The organism is Limnohabitans sp. JirII-29 (genome assembly GCF_003063395.1).
Taxonomy (GTDB): domain Bacteria; phylum Pseudomonadota; class Gammaproteobacteria; order Burkholderiales; family Burkholderiaceae_C; genus Limnohabitans.
Map to the genome: position 1 here is coordinate 226,018 of NZ_NESB01000003.1, position 16,041 is coordinate 242,058.

The window sequence follows — 16,041 nt, forward strand, 5'->3', positions numbered from 1 at the left end:
GATCAACTCAAGCGGAGCAAATCGGTCGCGACGCGCTTCAGCACAGTAGACCAAGTTCGATCGGTTTCTTGTCTGTACAACTTGACCGAGCCATACCAAGGACTGCCCTCTCTGTCCAACAACCAGCGCCAATCGGGGACGTAGGGCAGCAACACCCAGGTCGGTCGCCCCAAGGCTCCAGACAAATGTGCCACGCTGGTATCCACGCTGATCACCACATCCATCAGCTCACACAATGCAGCCGTGTCTGCAAAGTCTTTGAGTTCATCACCGAAGTATTTGATTCTTGATTGCTTGAGCGTCTCTTGATCAACCGCTCGGATCTCCTTTTGCAGACACACATAGTCAAAGCTATTTGGCAAATAATGAATTAACTCATCGAGCCTCAGGCTGCGGTTGTGATCTTTTTTATGCTGTGTACTTCCGCTCCACACCAAACCAACGCGTGGCTTGGATTTGGGGCCAAGCTTGATGCGCCATTGGTTGACCTTGGCCTTGTCGCTACGCAGGTAAGGCTCTGGTGAGGGGATCGTGCTGATCTCTGTTTTGAAGGCCAAGGGCAAAGACAGCAGTGGACAGTGGTAGTCAAACGCAGGCAGGGCTTGCCTGCTCTGCACCAATTCATCAACACCTTCTAGGCTGTGTAGCAATGGCACCAAAGCAGCGGGAACCCCCATCACCACATGAGCCCCCAGTGCTTTGACCAATTTGGCATAGCGGCAAAACTGGATGGTGTCACCCAAGCCTTGCTCGCTATGCAGCAGGATAGTTTGCCCCTGCAATGACTCCACACCCAGCCACTGGGGTTGAGAGAAATTGGGAAGCTTTGACCCAAGATCTTCGTGCTTCCAACGCCACTCATAGCTTTTCCAACCTTCTTTAAATTGCCCCAGAGCCAAAAGTTCCAGTGATTTGTTCCAATGCGCACCCGCATAGTCTGGCTTTAGGCTGATTGCTTTGTCATAGCTGTCTACCGCAGCCTCAGACTGCATGAGCGCCATTTGTGCATTACCTCGGTTGTAGTAAGCCTTGGCATAGTCGGGTTGAAGACTGATCGCTCGGTCATAACTTGCAACAGCCACCTCAAATTGTTTGAGGGCTTGTAGCGTATTGCCTTTATTGATGTATGCATCCACATAATCTGGCTTGATGCTGATTGCCTTGTCATAACTGCTCAACGCAGTTTCAAACTGTTTGAGATACGCCTGTGCATCACCTAGGTTGTAGTAGGCCTCTGCACAATCACTCTTCAACTCAATTGTTTTTTCAAAACTCTTTAATGCCTCGTCAAAGTTTTTCAGTGTTCGAAGGATGACACCTTTGTTCAAATAATTTTCATGATTGTTCGAGTTAAGTGCAATGGCGTTGTCGTAACTGATCAAAGCTTCGTCTAGTCTCTCCAATTGCTGCAACGCAATCGCTCGATTGGTATAGGCGGCGAAATGTTTTGCATTTAAGCCAATAGCTATGTCGCAATGTGCGACCGCCTGTTCATACTGGCGATCGTCTTTGTACGCATTACCCAAATTACTGTGTATGTCAGCGTTATTGGCTTTTATTCTTATCGCTCTTTTAAAAATCTCAATCGATTTTTTAGTTTCTTGAAGTTGTCCTAAAACAATGCCATACAAATGCAAGCCATCAAAATGATTCGGCGTATCGTTGAGCAGATCTTCGAGAATTGATTTGGCTTGAACTGCTTGACCGTTTTGAAAAGAATTTAATCCAGCCATTAACTTTGTCATATTCTGCGATGATGCCGCGTTGGAGGCCACCGGTAGTTTGTCGCAATCCAACAACGCACCGGCTACCCGCTCCAATACCGAAGACCAACTTCGGTCAGCATCCTGCCTGTACAACTTTACCGATCCATACCAAGGACTGTCCTCTCTGTCCAACAACCAGCGCCAATCGGGGACGTAGGGCAGCAACACCCAGGTCGATTTGCCCAACGCACCTGACAAATGTGCCACGCTGCTACACGTGCTGATCACCACATCCATCAGCTCGCATAACGCCGCCGTATCTGCAAAGTTTTCGAGTTCATGACCAAAGTATCGGACGCTTGATTGCTTGAGTGTCTCTTGGTCTACCTCTCGGATCTCCTTTTGCAGGCAAACATACTCAAAGCCTTCTGGCAGGTAAGGCATCAACTCTTGCAGTTTGAGGCTGCGGTTTTGGTCGCCCTTAAAAGCGGGATTCCCACTCCACACCAAGCCAATCCGTGGCTTGGTTTTGCGCCCCAGTTTGGTACGCCATTGCGCTACTTTGACGCTGTCGCTACGCAGATAAGGCTCGGGTGAGGGGATCGTGCTGAGCTCTGTCTTGAAGGCTAAGGGCAAGGACAGCAGTGGACAGTGGTAGTCAAACGCAGGAAGGGCTTGCCCGCTCTCCACCAATTCATCAACACCTTCCAAGCCTTGTAGCAACGGCACTAGAGCAGCGGGAGACTCCATCACCACATGAGCACCCAGTGCTTTGACCAATTTGGCATAGCGGCAAAACTGGATGGTGTCACCCAAGCCTTGCTCGCTATGCAGCAGGATAGTTTGCCCCTGCAATGATTCCACCCCTAGCCACAGGGGTTGAGAACTGACTAGCGGAATACCTCGTTGTTGGCTGCCACGCCAGCCATATTCGTATAACTGCCAACCTTCGTAGAGTTTTCCAAGTAACAAAAGCGACAAGCTTTTATTCCAATAAATTTTATCGTTGTCACGGTTTAATGAGATTGCGCTGTCGTAGCTTTCAACCGCAGATAACGGCTGTGCATTGGCATGTAAAGCTAATCCGTAGTTAAAGAACGCATCAGAATTCGATTTATTTTCGATCAAAGCTTTGCCGATAAGAGAAACAGAAAGATCAGCATCGTTCCACGTCAGTGCAATGACGCCCAGCATATGTAGTGCATCAAAGTACGTAGGTTTAATTTGCAATACAGCCTCATAAATTGCTTTTGCCTGGGCTAACTGACCCTCTTTGTGAAAAGACAGTCCTTTCGTAAATAGCTGGAGGAGTTGGACTTCAGACGAATGCTCGGTTTCACCAACAACTTGCAATTCCAGCATGAAATTTTTTGCGATCTGCTGCACGCCTACACTGTTGGCCACCGGTAGTCTGGCTTGGCTCAACAACGAACGACTTACTCTTTGCAGCACTGAAGACCAAGTTCGATCAGCGTCCTGTCTGTACAACTTGACCGATCCATACCAAGGACTGTCCTCTCTGTCCAACAACCAGCGCCAATCAGGAGAATATGACAACAACACCCAAGTTGGTTTGCCCAATGCCCCTGACAAATGCGCCACGCTAGTATCCACGCTGATCACCACATCCATCAGCTCACACAATGCAGCCGTATCTGCAAAGTTCTCAAGCTCATCGCCAAAGTATTGAATGCTTGATTGCTGGAGCATTTCTTGGTCGACCTCCCGGATTTCTTTTTGCAGACACACATACTCAAAACCATCCGGCAAATACGGCAGTAATTCTTCTAGTTTGAAGCTGCGGTTGTGGTCGTTTGTGTGCCCTGTACTACCGCTCCACACCAAACCTACGCGTGGCTTGGTTTTGCGCCCCAGTTTGGCACGCCATTGTTTGACCTTGGCCTTGTCGCTACGCAGGTAAGGCTCTGATGAGGGGATCGTGCTAAGCTCTGTTTTGAAGGCCAAGGGCAAAGACAGCAATGGACAGTGATAGTCAAATGCAGGCAATGCTTGCCCCCTCGCCACCAATTCATCAACACCTTCCAAGCCTTGTAGCAACGGCACTAGAGCAGTAGGAGACTCCATCACCACATGAGCCCCGAGTGCTTTGACCAACTTGGCGTATCGGCAAAACTGGATGGTGTCACCCAAGCCTTGCTCGCTGTGCAGCAGGATGGTTTGCCCCTGCAATGACTCCACACCTAGCCACAGGGGTTGAGAGAAATTGGGAAGCTTTAGCCCTAAACCTTCATGCTTCCAACGCCATTCATACAATTTCCAACCTTCTTCGAATCGACCGGAAAGTAAAAGAGTAAATGACTTATTCCAGTAGACCCCTGCGTAGTCTGGGTTGATGCTGATCGCTTCGTCGTAACTGGCTAATGCAGCCTCAATCTGCCCAAGATCTTTCAGCACGACAGCACGGTTCGAGTAAGCCTGCACAAAATCTGGTTTAATGCTGATCGCCTTGTTGTAACTATCCAATGCGGCATCCAACTGTTTTAGCTTTGATAGCACAGAACCGCGGTTGAGATAGGCATTTGCAAAGTCTGGCTTAACGCTGATGGCCTTGTCATAACTGGCAACAGCAGTTGGCAGTTGCTTGAGCTCTTGCAACGTAAGACCTTTCTTGAAATAGGCATCTGCGTAGTCTGGCTTGGTGTTGATCGCTCGGTCATAGCTGGCTAATGCAGCCTCAAATTGTTTGAGCTCCATCTGTGCATTGCCTCTATTGAAATAGGCCTCTGCGTTGCCCGGTTTGATGCCAATGGCCTGGTCGAAGCTAGCGATAGCAGCTTCAAACTGCTTAAGTTCCATGAACGCAATTGCACGGTTCAAGTAGGCCACAGCGTAATCGGATTTGATTGCTATCGCTGCGCTACTTGAGACTATCGCTTCCTCATATTTCCCAATATCTCGCTGAGTTTTACTTTTATTGTTCAATGCACTGAAATTTTTAGGGTCTAGCTTCAAGCATTCATCGTATGCCTCAATAGCTTGCGCTTTTAGGTTCAGTCCATCCAGCCCAAGTCCTAAGTTGTAATAGGCCTCTGCTGATTTCTTGTTTTCTAAAAGCGCAGAAGATATGAGATTGACAGCTTCTCTATAATTTTCAAAATTTATCTCAGCAACACCGAGTGCATTCAATGCATCGAAGTGCTTAGGATTTTTTTTAAGCACAGCCTCATAAAGCATCTTTGCTCGCACCAACTGACCTTGTTTGTGCAAGGCCAGTCCTTGTTCAAACAATTTACCGACATCCTCTTGTCCCTGTTGACTTGGTGCTGGTAAAGAAAGCTGTTGCTTTACTCGCTTGACCAACGCACCAATCTCCAGCTCAGTCGGAAATTGACAGACGTAATCCACGTTCAAAGGGATAGACCCATTGCCTTCAGCGTATCGATCACCCACAAAGTCTTTGCGAACGGAGGTATACGGCAGCATCTTTTCTATAACTTTGCCAGCATAGACAGATCCATAGTCTTGCTGGGTGATGCGTTCATAAGTGTCAAATTGATCTTCGCAAACCACCTGAATGGCTATTTCCTCACATTGCCAGCGTGGGCACCAAAATGTGGTCCACCCTGTTTGGGAATTGTTGACAAAATCAAACATCCTCGTTGACATGAGGTAGGCGTCGCTCTCAATGTGAACGATCTTGGTGAATTGATGCGCCTTGGCGTATTGCGCAGCAAAACCAAAGCTACGAAACCAGCCGGGATGGTGCAGGTTGCTCTGTCGCCCCAAGTTGTTTGAAAAATGAAACAACACTTTTTTAGCCGACGGACGCTGCGCTGGCAACTCGGTCAAGACTTCAAAGTCTGACCACTCCGGCAAGACAGGACTGCCGTCATCCACCATCAACATTTGGTCGAATTCAAGCGACGAAGACGCAAAGTAGTCAACCCACTTTCGGTATCTTTGCTGCCAATGCTGTGGGTTGTTCGAGAAGGATGTGCAGAATATTAAGGTGCTCATATTTTAATTTTAATACCATTAAAGTATTAAAATTAAACGGAAGCACTAAATTTGATAGCTAAGCTAGTCTACCCGCCTCTATCGTGATGGCTTGGTCGCAACGCGCTGCTAGCTTGGGGTCATGGGTGACCAAGACCAAGGTGGTACCAAGTTCTTGGTTGAGGGCGAACATCAAGTCCATGATGCGTTCACCACTCGCATGGTCCAAACTGCCTGTGGGCTCATCCGCGAGCAGCAAGGTAGGCTTGACCACAAAAGCACGAGCCAAGGCCACGCGCTGTTGCTCTCCGCCAGACAGCACTTTGGGGTAATGGTTGAGGCGCTCCCCCAAACCCACACGCTCCAGCATCTCGCGTGCCGCCAGACGCGGGTTGGGTTGTCCAGCCAACTCCAAAGGCAGCATGACGTTTTCCAGCGCGGTCATGTTGCCCAGCAACTGAAAACTTTGAAACACAAAACCAATTTGGCGCGCCCGCAAGGCAGCACGGGCATCTTCGCTCAAAACAAACATGTCTTGCCCGGCCAACACCACCGTGCCTTGGCTGGGTGTATCCAAGCCCGCCATGATGGACAACAAGGTGCTTTTGCCCGAGCCTGAGGCTCCCACAATCGCCAGCGACTGGTGCGCAGCAAGTGTGAAGTTGATATCGCGGAGAATGTCCAACGTACCGGTGGCGTCTTGCACCGACTTGAAAACATGAGAGACAGAAATCAATGGCGTGGGATATGAGGTCAAGGGCGTGGTCATGAAAGGCAATGGCATGTGGAGACGACACTTTAACGTGGCGGCGCTGGGCAGCGCGCTCACAGGGCTTTTGGGCCTGCGCACAGCAGCGGCCGATCAAAAGGTGATCACCTCCACTGGGCAAGGCATGGAGGGCGAAATTTGGTCTACCGGCCCGCACCGTCGTGTGCAAACCAAAAGTGCCGTGCCCCCTCCCGGCTCAGCGCCTGCGGCAACTATTTTGGTGGTGGGTGATTCACTGAGCGCCGAATATGGCATTCCACGTGGCACCGGTTGGGTCAGCCTCTTAGCCATGAAACTGCGTACTGAACGACCCGATGTGCAGGTAGTCAACGCCAGCATCAGTGGCGACACCACAGCTGGAGGCCGCTCGCGCCTGCCCGCCGCCTTGGCGCAAGTTCGCCCCGTGTTGGTGGTGATTGAGTTAGGCGGCAACGACGCCCTGCGCGGCCTGGACCTCAACAGCAGCCAACAAAACTTGGAAGCGATGATCGAAGCCTCACGTGCCGTCAACGCGCGCGTGGTGCTGGTGGGCATGCAAGTACCGCCCAATTACGGGCCTGACTACAGCGCCAAGTTCTCAGCCATGTTTGCCAACCTGGCCAAAAAGTACCGTACGGGCTTGGTCCCGTTCTTTTTGCAAGGCATAGCCGATCGGCCTGACGCAGCGCAGCTGTTTCAGCCAGACCGCATCCACCCACGCGAAGAAGCGCATCCGCGTATGTTGGCCAATGTGTGGCCTGAAATCAAAAAACAGTTGTAAGAGAGTTCCGTGAGCGTTCAATTCATTTCGGCGCAAGACGCCATGGCCCGCATGGCCACGCCGCTGGGCGCCCCTGGGGGCTTTAGCACCATCATCGACGCGCGCAGTGAAGACGAATTTGCGCTCGACCACCTGCCCGGTGCCGTCAATTGGCCGTCTCTCAACAACGAAGAGCGCATCGTGATTGGCACCATGTACAAGCAAGTCAGTGCCTTTGAAGCGCAAAAGCACGGCGCGGCATTGGTGGCGGCCAATATTGCACGGCACATCCAACGCGAAGTGCTGCCGCTGCCGCGTACTTGGCAGCCCTTGATTTACTGCTGGCGGGGTGGCAAACGCAGCGGTTCGCTGGCCATGGTGCTGGGACAAATTGGTTTCAAGATTCACTTGATCGAAGGCGGCTACAAAGCTTTTCGCGCTGCGCTGCTGGCCTCTATTCCCGAGCTGGTGGCCCCCATTCAATGGCGCGTTGTGTGTGGGCCCACGGGATCAGGCAAAACCCGTTTGCTGCATGCCCTGGCAGCGGAGGGTGCGCAGGTGCTGGACTTGGAGGGCTTGGCCAACCATCGCAGTTCTGTGCTGGGCCATATTCCGGGCGTACCGCAACCCAGCCAAAAGCACTTTGACACCTTGGTGTGGACCGCCTTGAAAGGCTTCGACATCTCACGCCCGGTGTATGTCGAATCTGAGAGCCGTAAAGTGGGCAATCTGTCTGTGCCCGAAGTGCTGATGCTGTCCATGCGCGAAAGCCCCTGCCTGGATTTGCGTTTGAGTGATGACGAACGCGTGGCTTTGTTGATGGAGGACTATGACTTCTTCGTCAAAGACCCAGACTACTTTTGCAAACGACTCGACGCCTTGGTGGACCGGCGTGGTCGCGCCGTGGTGGAGGCCTGGAAAACACAGGTGATGGCGGGTGACAACGAGCCCGTGGTGCGCGAGCTACTCACCCTGCACTACGACCCAGGCTATGCCGAGTCCACTCGCCGCAACTTCAAACAGTTTGGGCAAGCCGCCGTGGTGCAACCTAGCGACCGCTCCATGGACGCCATGCGCGCCCTGGCACGCGACATCATGCGCCAGGGCTAAAGCGCACCGACGCACGGTAAGCATGCCAGGTGGCAAAGCCCAGCCATGGACCCACCAACAACAAGCCTGCGGCTGAGGGCCACAAAGCCAGCAACACCAACACGGTGATGAGTGCGCCCCACCACAGCATGACGCCGGTCTGGCTCAAAAACACTCGCAAGCTGGTGATGCCCGCGGTGATGGCGTCGGTGTCACGGTCCAAGATCATGGGAATGGAAACCGCCATCGTGGCAAACACCAAACCCGCAAAGAAGCCCCCCACACACAGATAGGCGACCATAAATTCCCAGTTCTGTGGGTTGAACACAGCATCGATCACACTGGCGGTGGTGGGCATGCCACCGGTGTTGAAAAACACCGCAAAGACCACCAACGACGCACGCCCCCACAACAACTCCAACACCACCACGACCATGACCAACATGCCCATGCTACGCACATGCGGCTCCCAGCAAGTGAGCGAACTGCCCAAGGTCGGACGGTGACCGCGCTCGCGGTTCATGCTCACGTCGTACAGCCCCATCGCCAAGAACGGGCCCAACAACAAACAGCCAGAGATGGCCGACAAGGTGAACTCCGGGTTGCTGCGAAACACGGCACTCACGATGAGCGCCATGAGCCAAAAACATGACCCATAAAACAAAGTCACCAGGGGCTGTGACAGCAGATCACGAAACCCCAAGCCCAACCAACGCAAAGGATCAGAAAAACGCAAATCGATCACATCGATACGTTCTGGCGGCGTTTCGGTCGGTGCAGCAGCTTCGCTTTGCTCAGGCGTATCAACAGACATGGACATGACTCCTTGTTTCAAAGACACAGGTGTTGCAAAGCTTGCGCAAGATCTTGCTGCAAGTCCCGCACATCTTCCAGACCTATGCAAAAACGCACCACACGCCCCGTTTGAAGATGCGGCGTGGCAAGTTGGCGCGCAGCGCTCAGGTGATAGGGCACCACCAAGCTCATGGGGCCGCCCCAGCTATAGCCAATTTTGAACAATTGCAGGGCATCGCAAAATGCATCTATCTGCTGCGTGGTGTAACGCGTATCCACCACCACACTGAAAATACCTGCCGCCAAACCTTGAGGCTCTTGGGGCGTCACACACAGCTGCTGCCAATGCGCATGTCCGGGTGCGCCATGAAAAGCCGGGTGCAAGACTTGAGAAAACTGGGTCTGTTGACTGCACCAATTCGCCAGGTGTCGAGCTGCTTGGTCCTGTGCCCGATAGCGCAATGCCAAGCTGGGCAAAGCGCGCAACACCAGCTCGGCATCGTTGGCCGCCACCCCCGTGCCCAAACGCATGTGGCTGAGCTTGATGGTTTTGGCCAGTGCGTCACTGCGGGTGACGATGCTGCCCATCAGCACGTCACCGCCGCCACTGGGGTATTTGGTGAGGGCATGGATGGTCAGGTCCACGCCCAAGGGTGCATCGCCCTGCCCTGATGTCAAGTCAAACGCATTGAAGGCCAAACCTGCACCCCACGTGTTGTCGAGTGCGCAACACACGCCACGGGCACGACACGCACGAACCAGTGCAGGCAGATCAGGAAACTCCATCGACACCGAGCCTGCCGCCTCCATCCACACCAAGCGCGTGCGTTCGTTGATACGCGCGGCCAAATCGGCGGGGTTCATCGCGTCGTAGAACTGATGGCTGATGCCAAAGTGCGCCAACTCGCCCTCCGCCAAGGCTTTGTTGGGACCATAAGCGTTGTCGGGGATGAGTACCTCATCGCCTGTCTTGAGCAAAGCCAAATCCACCTGAGCAATGGCTGCCAGGCCACTGGGCGTCAAGATGCAGTGCGTACCCCCCTCCAGCGTGGCTAGGCGCTCTTCGAGGGTGAACGTGGTGGGCGTGCCATGCAAGCCGTAGGTATAGCTCGATTTATTCAACCACTCGCGTGTGCGCATGGCCGCGACATTAGGAAAAATCACCGTCGATGCTTTGAACACCCCAACCTGTGGCGCATCAAATTCAGACGGCGGTTGGTAGGGGTGATGAATAAGGTCGGTGCTGCGGGTCATGGGCAGATATTAACCAGCCCTGAAACGAAAAACTCCGCCAAGGCGGAGTTCTTAAAACAAAGCAAGCAAAAGGCGAATTAAACCTTCCACTTCTCCATCAATGCTGCTGGACGCATGTTGTCATACGGCTCAAACGGCTGATGAATCCAGGGGTTGGTGGGCAGATAGTCCACCGAGTAATCGGGCGCAAACGCTGATACGCCTTTGGTCCAAATCACGGCAGTGCGCAATTCGGTGATGGGTTGGTAGTTGTTCTTGAGTTGGTCCACCACAGCTTTGAGGGTGTGACCGGTGTCGGCCAAGTCGTCAACCAACAACACCTTGCCAGCGATTTCGCCTTTGGGGGTGGTGATGAAGCGGGCAATGTCCAAGTGGCCTTGCACGGTCCCTGCATCCGCACGGTACGAGCTGGTCGACATGATGGCCAAGGGCTTGTCGAAGATGCGCGACAAGATGTCCCCTGGACGCATGCCACCACGGGCCAGGCAAAGAATGGTGTCGAACTGCCAACCCGATTGGTGGATCTTGATGGCGAGTTTTTCAATCAGGTTGTGGTACTCGTCGTACGACACGTACAGGTGTTTGCCGTCTTCGGTCAACATGTCAAAGGTCCTTTAAAAAATTAAGCAATGTAGGGGTGGGTCAGCAAGATCGTGTGGTCACGGTCTGGGCTGGTCGACACCATGTGAATCGGCACACCAGTCGTCTCGGCAATGCGGTTGAGGTAGTGCTGTGCGGCCTTGGGCAGCTTGGCGTAATCGGTCACCCCCACGGTGCTGTCGCTCCAGCCAGGAATGCTTTCATAGATGGGTTTGCAGCGTGAAATCTCATCCGCGCCCATCGGCAAGATGTCTATTCTTTGTCCATCCAACTCATAGCCCACACACAACAGCAACTCGGTCAAGCCATCCAGCACGTCGAGCTTGGTGATGCACAAACCACTCAAGCCGTTGACTTGTGCGCTGCGCTTGAGCAAGGCGGCATCGAACCAACCGCAACGGCGGCTGCGACCGGTGGTCACGCCTTTTTCAGCGCCCACGGTGCTCATGTGGTAGCCAGGGTTGCCAGGAGTTTCCCAGTCCAACTCGGTGGGGAATGGGCCACCGCCCACACGGGTGCAATAGGCTTTGGTGATGCCCAAGATGTAGTGCAGCAAACCGGGGCCAACGCCCGCACCAGCAGCGGCATTGCCGGCCACACAGTTGCTGGAGGTGACAAACGGGTAGGTGCCGTGGTCCACATCCAGCAAGGTGCCTTGCGCGCCTTCAAACAGCAAGTTGGCGCCTTGGGCATGGGCGTCGTTCAACTCACGCGACACATCGGCCACCATGGGCAAAATTTCTTTGGCGTAAGCCATGGCTTCGTTGTAGACGGTGTCGTAGTCCACCGCTGGGGCGTGCAAGATGTCTGTCAAGACATGGTTGTGCAACTCTAAGTTCTCACGCAGCTTGGTGGCAAAACGCTCAGGGTGCTTGAGGTCTTGCACGCGCAAAGCACGACGAGCGATTTTGTCTTCGTAGGCCGGGCCAATGCCGCGACCCGTGGTGCCAATCTTGGCGGTACCGGCTTTTTCTTTGGCCGCTTCGCGCGCAATGTCCAAGGCCGCGTGGTAAGGCAAGATCAAGGGGCAGGCCTCGCTGATGCGCAGGCGTGAACGCACTTCTACGCCCGCTTTTTCAAGGCCTGCAATTTCTTCCAACAGTTTGGTCGCCGACAGCACCACGCCGTTGCCGATGTAGCACTTCACACCCGGACGCATGATGCCGCTGGGGATCAGATGCAGTGCAGTTTTTACGCCATTGATGACCAAGGTGTGGCCCGCGTTGTGACCACCTTGAAAGCGCACCACACCGGTGGCGGTTTCGGTCAGCCAGTCGACCAACTTGCCCTTGCCCTCGTCGCCCCATTGGGTGCCGACGACGACCACGTTACGACCTTTGGTAGCAGCCACGGCTTGTCCTTTGCTAGTGCTCATATCAAGTTCAATTGGAATTTAAAAAATTAAAGGGCCTGAACGACCCACTGGCCATTCACATCGACCAAGACGCGGTCGCAGTCGAATTCATCGACTTCGCTTTCATGCCCAGGCATCACGCACACCACAGTGTCTCCGTGCGCGCGCAAATGAGCAATGGCTTCGCGCAAACCTTTGGCCGTGCCCCAAGGCGCACGAATGGCGGCTTTCAAGGCACGGGCAGGAACCACACTGACCAACTCTTTCAGGTCCAGGCTGAAGCCTGCTGCCGGACGCTTGCGCCCAAACACAGCACCCACTTCGTCGTAGCGACCACCGCGCACCAACGCGTCACTGGCACCCGAGACATAGATAGCAAAACGAACACCGCTGTAATAAGCGTAACCACGCAAGTCGGCCAAATCGAAGGTTGTGGGCACGTCCCCCAAATCAGCCGCCACCTGGCGCAGCTCGGTCAAAGCTTGTTGCACCTTGGGCCAGGCCGCAAAGGTTTGCTCAGCCTGTGCCAGTACCGACGCATCACCATACAAGCGCACCAGGGCCACCAAAGCAGTCTGCACAGGAGCAGGCAAGTTGGCCGTCAAGGCACGCACCGCTGGCACGTCTTTGCTGGCCAAGGCGGCATGCAAGGCGTCGCGGGCATCAGGAGTGAGCGTGACGCCTTCGAGCAAGGCGGGCACGATGCGGGCATCGCTCAAGTCCACCGAAAAGTTGTGCAGGTTCACAGCCTTGAGACTGTCCAAGGCCAGCTGCAAAACTTCCAAATCGGCCTCTAAACCTGCATGGCCATAAATTTCAGCGCCAAACTGCAAGGGTTCGCGGGTGGCAAACGGACGGTCAGGACGGGTGTGCAATACCGGACCGCAGTAGCACAAACGTGTCACACCGGCGCGATTGAGCAAGTGCGCATCGATACGCGCCACCTGAGGTGTGGTGTCGGCACGCAAGCCCAGCGTACGACCCGAGAGTTGATCCACCAGTTTGAAAGTTTGTAGATCGAGTGCCCGACCCGTGCCTGACAGCAAGGATTCGAGGTACTCCAACAAAGGCGGCATGACCAGCTCGTAGCCATAGCCACGTGCTGTGTCGAGATAAAGACGACGGAGTTCTTCGATATGCCGGGCCTCGGAAGGCAAAACATCGGCGATGTGATCCGGCAAGACCCAAGCGGACATGAGATGAGGGGGGCTGTTAAAAAAGAGATTTTACCGGGCTTATGGGGGCGTTTCCCATCAACCCAGCCACCACAAGATCAAAACACCGGTCAAGACACAGGCCAAGCCGAAGAATCGGATCTGGCCATTGTGCAAAGCCAGGATTTGCATCATTTTGTTGCGCCACCCTTCGGGCGACACAAAAGGCATCAAGCCTTCAAACACCAGCATCAGGCCAAAGGCCGTCCACAGCACGTCGCTGTTCAAGTCCATGCGTGAACCTTGTTATTTCTTGGCCGGAGCAGCCGACGAGGCACCGCTGCCACGAAAGGCCTTGAAGAAGTCGCTGGAGGGGTCGACCACCATCACATCGCTCTTCTTGCTGAAGGTGGTTTTGTAGGCTTCCAGGCTGCGGTAGAACTGCGCAAACTGTGCATCACGACCAAACGACTCGGCGTAAATTTGAGCCGCTTGGGCATCGCCCTCACCTTTGATTTTTTGTGCTTCACGGTAGGCGTTGGCCACGGTAACTTCACGTTGACGGTCGGCATCGGCACGAATTTTCTCGCCTTCAGCAGCACCCGTTGATCGCAACTCATTGGCCACACGTTTGCGCTCGGCCTCCATGCGGCGGTACACCGACTCGGTGATGGCATCGACATAGTCGGCACGGGTGATGCGCACATCCACCACGTCCACGCCCCAAGGCTTGGCCCCTTTGACGGCTGCCAGCACTTCGCGTTTGACGTCTTCCAGCAAGGCTTCGCGCTTGAGCGACAACAGCTCTTTCACGGTGCGCTTGTTGATTTCCTCTTGGAACGCGTTGCGCACCACGCGGCTGAGTTGTATGGCGCCCGCGTTTTCATCCAGACCCACGTTACGGATGTACTGTGATGGATCGGTGATGCGCCAACGGGCGTACCAGTCAATCACCACGCGTTGCTTTTCAGCGGTCAACATGGGCTCGGTGTCGGCGTTGTCCAGGGTCAACAAGCGTTTGTCGATGTAGGTGACGTTTTGAAATGGCGGTGGCAACTTGACGTTGAGTCCAGGTTCGGTGATCACATCCTTGATCTGGCCCAAGGAATACACCACACCAAACTGGCGTTGGTCGACCACAAACAACATCGAGCTGATGAGGGCCAAACCAACCAAGGCCGATGAAATATAAAAACCAATTTTGCTATTCATGTTCTTGCTCCCTGATCAACGGCCATCACGGTCACGGCTGCGGCCATCACGGGCACGCGCGTCGAGGGTGGCTGCGCTGGCCGCATTGGGCGTCGCAGGAGACGTGTTGTTCTCGGTGGTTGACACGGGGGCAGCAGGTGTTGCTCCGCCCGACGCTTGTTGAATGATTTTGTCGAGCGGCAAATACAGCAAGTTGGAACCCTGTTTGGAGTCCACCAACACCTTGGTGACGTTGCTGTAGATCTGTTGCATGGTGTCGATGTACAAGCGATCGCGTGTGACCTGCGGTGCTTTTTGGTACTCGGCATACAGCGACTTGAAACGTTGCGCGTCACCCTGTGCTTGCGCCACGATGCGAGCTTTGTAACCATCGGCCTCCTGCTTCAAGCGCGAGGCGGTACCCACGGCGCGTGGCACCACGTCGTTGGCATAGGCTTCGGCTTCGTTCTTGGCGCGTTCGCGCTCTTGGCCGGCTTTGAGCACATCGTCAAAAGCAGCTTGCACTTGTTCTGGAGGACGCACGCCACCTTGTTGCAAGTTGATGCCCACCACCTCGATGCCGACCTTGTAGTGGTCCAAGATTTGTTGCATCAAGCTGCGAATCCGCGGACCAATCTGGTCGCGCTCTTCCGACATGGCCGAGTCCATCTTCATTTTGCCCACCACTTCGCGCACCGCTGTTTCAGCAGCTTGCACCACGGTGTCGGTGGGGTTCTTAGTTTCAAACAAATAGGCCCGCGCATCGGTCAAGCGGTATTGCACGGCAAATTTGATTTCCAGAATGTTTTCGTCTTCGGTCAGCATGGCCGACTCGCGCAGCCCCGTCGACTTGATGACGTTGTCACGCCCCACATCGACCGAGCGAATCTGTGTCACAAACACCAGCTCATGGCGCTGGAATGGGTACGGCAAACGCCAGTTAAAACCCGCGCCCACTGTGGCCTTGTAACGACCGAACTGGGTGATCACCGCTTGCTGGCCTTCTTGCACAATGAAAAAACCTGTGCAAAACCAAATCACCAACAACACGGCCGCCACCACGCCCAAGCCCACACGTGCCCCCGGCAGACCAGGCCCTGTTGGCATGCCACCTTTAGGGGGCTCAGAGCCTCCTTTACCGCCACCCAACAAGCCTGAGAGTTTGCGGTTGAAGTCGCGCCACAACTCATCCAAATCAGGTGGCCCACCCGCCGTGCTGGGGCGTTGGTTACCAGGAGGTACTTGGTCCGGCGCTGGCTTGTCTTCAGGCGCACCGTTGCCACCCGAGTTAGCCCCCGTTGGCGTGTCGCGGCCCCAGCGTCCATCGTTGAGATTGAACATGCCGAGCAGGCGAGCCAGCCAGTACGGGCGGCGTTCAGCTTTGGAGTTGGAGTTCATGCGCATGGTTGTGATTGATCAGAAGTCTTGATTGT

12 protein-coding genes are annotated in these 16,041 nt (G+C 54.3%); 2 read left to right on the forward strand and 10 right to left on the reverse strand.

Annotated features, from left to right (window positions below; all coding sequences use genetic code 11):
* Positions 1 to 2: 2 nt before the first annotated feature.
* Complete coding sequence (locus B9Z39_RS06180; RefSeq protein WP_108301068.1) at positions 3 to 5,684, reverse strand: tetratricopeptide repeat protein; 5,682 nt, start codon at positions 5,682 to 5,684, stop codon at positions 3 to 5.
* 58 nt (positions 5,685 to 5,742) lie between these two features.
* Positions 5,743 to 6,432: an ABC transporter ATP-binding protein gene (locus B9Z39_RS06185; RefSeq protein WP_108301069.1), complete on the reverse strand. Its 690-nt coding sequence runs from the start codon at positions 6,430 to 6,432 to the stop codon at positions 5,743 to 5,745.
* A 124-nt stretch (positions 6,433 to 6,556) separates the two neighbouring features.
* Here B9Z39_RS06185 and B9Z39_RS06190 point away from each other — a divergent pair, with 124 nt between their 5' ends.
* Together B9Z39_RS06190 and mnmH are read left to right on the forward strand one after the other, a co-directional pair.
* The gene (locus B9Z39_RS06190) at positions 6,557 to 7,192 is read left to right on the forward strand and encodes an arylesterase (protein WP_108301223.1); all 636 of its coding nucleotides are present in this window, start codon (positions 6,557 to 6,559) and stop codon (positions 7,190 to 7,192) included.
* Between the two features lie 9 nt (positions 7,193 to 7,201).
* Positions 7,202 to 8,281: a tRNA 2-selenouridine(34) synthase MnmH gene (mnmH, locus tag B9Z39_RS06195; protein ID WP_108301070.1), complete on the forward strand. Its 1,080-nt coding sequence runs from the start codon at positions 7,202 to 7,204 to the stop codon at positions 8,279 to 8,281.
* On the opposite strand, the gene B9Z39_RS06200 is transcribed toward mnmH, so the two are convergent.
* The 8 genes from B9Z39_RS06200 to hflK all read right to left on the reverse strand — a co-directional run bounded on the left by B9Z39_RS06200 (position 8,265) and on the right by hflK (position 16,006).
* Positions 8,265 to 9,074 carry a DUF2189 domain-containing protein gene (locus B9Z39_RS06200; RefSeq protein ID WP_108301224.1) on the reverse strand — a complete coding sequence of 270 codons (810 nt, stop codon included), beginning with the start codon at positions 9,072 to 9,074 and terminating at the stop codon, positions 8,265 to 8,267. The two genes, mnmH and B9Z39_RS06200, sit on opposite strands and share 17 nt — an antisense overlap.
* A gap of 17 nt (positions 9,075 to 9,091) precedes the next feature.
* Positions 9,092 to 10,309 carry a PLP-dependent transferase gene (locus B9Z39_RS06205; RefSeq protein ID WP_108301071.1) on the reverse strand — a complete coding sequence of 406 codons (1,218 nt, stop codon included), beginning with the start codon at positions 10,307 to 10,309 and terminating at the stop codon, positions 9,092 to 9,094.
* Between the two features lie 77 nt (positions 10,310 to 10,386).
* Positions 10,387 to 10,911: a phosphoribosyltransferase gene (locus B9Z39_RS06210; protein ID WP_100148079.1), complete on the reverse strand. Its 525-nt coding sequence runs from the start codon at positions 10,909 to 10,911 to the stop codon at positions 10,387 to 10,389.
* Positions 10,912 to 10,931: 20 nt separating this feature from the next.
* Positions 10,932 to 12,260 (reverse strand): adenylosuccinate synthase, encoded by a 1,329-nt coding sequence (locus tag B9Z39_RS06215; RefSeq protein ID WP_100148092.1) that lies wholly within the window; start codon positions 12,258 to 12,260, stop codon positions 10,932 to 10,934.
* A gap of 50 nt (positions 12,261 to 12,310) precedes the next feature.
* On the reverse strand, positions 12,311 to 13,459 hold the full coding sequence (locus B9Z39_RS06220; RefSeq protein ID WP_108301072.1) for an ATP phosphoribosyltransferase regulatory subunit: 1,149 nt from the start codon (positions 13,457 to 13,459) through the stop codon (positions 12,311 to 12,313).
* Positions 13,460 to 13,516: 57 nt separating this feature from the next.
* Positions 13,517 to 13,711, reverse strand: coding sequence for a DUF2065 domain-containing protein (locus B9Z39_RS06225; RefSeq protein ID WP_199173012.1), 195 nt, complete (start codon positions 13,709 to 13,711; stop codon positions 13,517 to 13,519).
* Between the two features lie 12 nt (positions 13,712 to 13,723).
* A complete protein-coding gene (gene hflC, locus B9Z39_RS06230) occupies positions 13,724 to 14,629 on the reverse strand; it encodes a protease modulator HflC (protein WP_100148077.1) in 906 nt (301 codons plus the stop codon).
* 15 nt (positions 14,630 to 14,644) lie between these two features.
* Positions 14,645 to 16,006 carry an FtsH protease activity modulator HflK gene (hflK, locus tag B9Z39_RS06235; RefSeq protein ID WP_108301225.1) on the reverse strand — a complete coding sequence of 454 codons (1,362 nt, stop codon included), beginning with the start codon at positions 16,004 to 16,006 and terminating at the stop codon, positions 14,645 to 14,647.
* Positions 16,007 to 16,041: the final 35 nt, after the last annotated feature.

Bases quoted from the DNA above. Each gene is read 5' to 3' on its own strand.
- B9Z39_RS06205 (WP_108301071.1), bottom strand. From the start codon at position 10,309: ATGACCCGCAGCACCGACCTTATTCATCACCCCTACCAACCGCCGTCT.
- B9Z39_RS06190 (WP_108301223.1), top strand. From the start codon at position 6,557: ATGGAGGGCGAAATTTGGTCTACCGGCCCGCACCGTCGTGTGCAAACC.
- B9Z39_RS06225 (WP_199173012.1), bottom strand. From the start codon at position 13,711: ATGGACTTGAACAGCGACGTGCTGTGGACGGCCTTTGGCCTGATGCTG.
- B9Z39_RS06185 (WP_108301069.1), bottom strand. From the start codon at position 6,432: ATGACCACGCCCTTGACCTCATATCCCACGCCATTGATTTCTGTCTCT.
- hflK (WP_108301225.1), bottom strand. From the start codon at position 16,006: ATGAACTCCAACTCCAAAGCTGAACGCCGCCCGTACTGGCTGGCTCGC.
- B9Z39_RS06200 (WP_108301224.1), bottom strand. From the start codon at position 9,074: ATGTCTGTTGATACGCCTGAGCAAAGCGAAGCTGCTGCACCGACCGAA.
- hflC (WP_100148077.1), bottom strand. From the start codon at position 14,629: ATGAATAGCAAAATTGGTTTTTATATTTCATCGGCCTTGGTTGGTTTG.
- B9Z39_RS06180 (WP_108301068.1), bottom strand. From the start codon at position 5,684: ATGAGCACCTTAATATTCTGCACATCCTTCTCGAACAACCCACAGCAT.
- B9Z39_RS06210 (WP_100148079.1), bottom strand. From the start codon at position 10,911: ATGTTGACCGAAGACGGCAAACACCTGTACGTGTCGTACGACGAGTAC.
- B9Z39_RS06220 (WP_108301072.1), bottom strand. From the start codon at position 13,459: ATGTCCGCTTGGGTCTTGCCGGATCACATCGCCGATGTTTTGCCTTCC.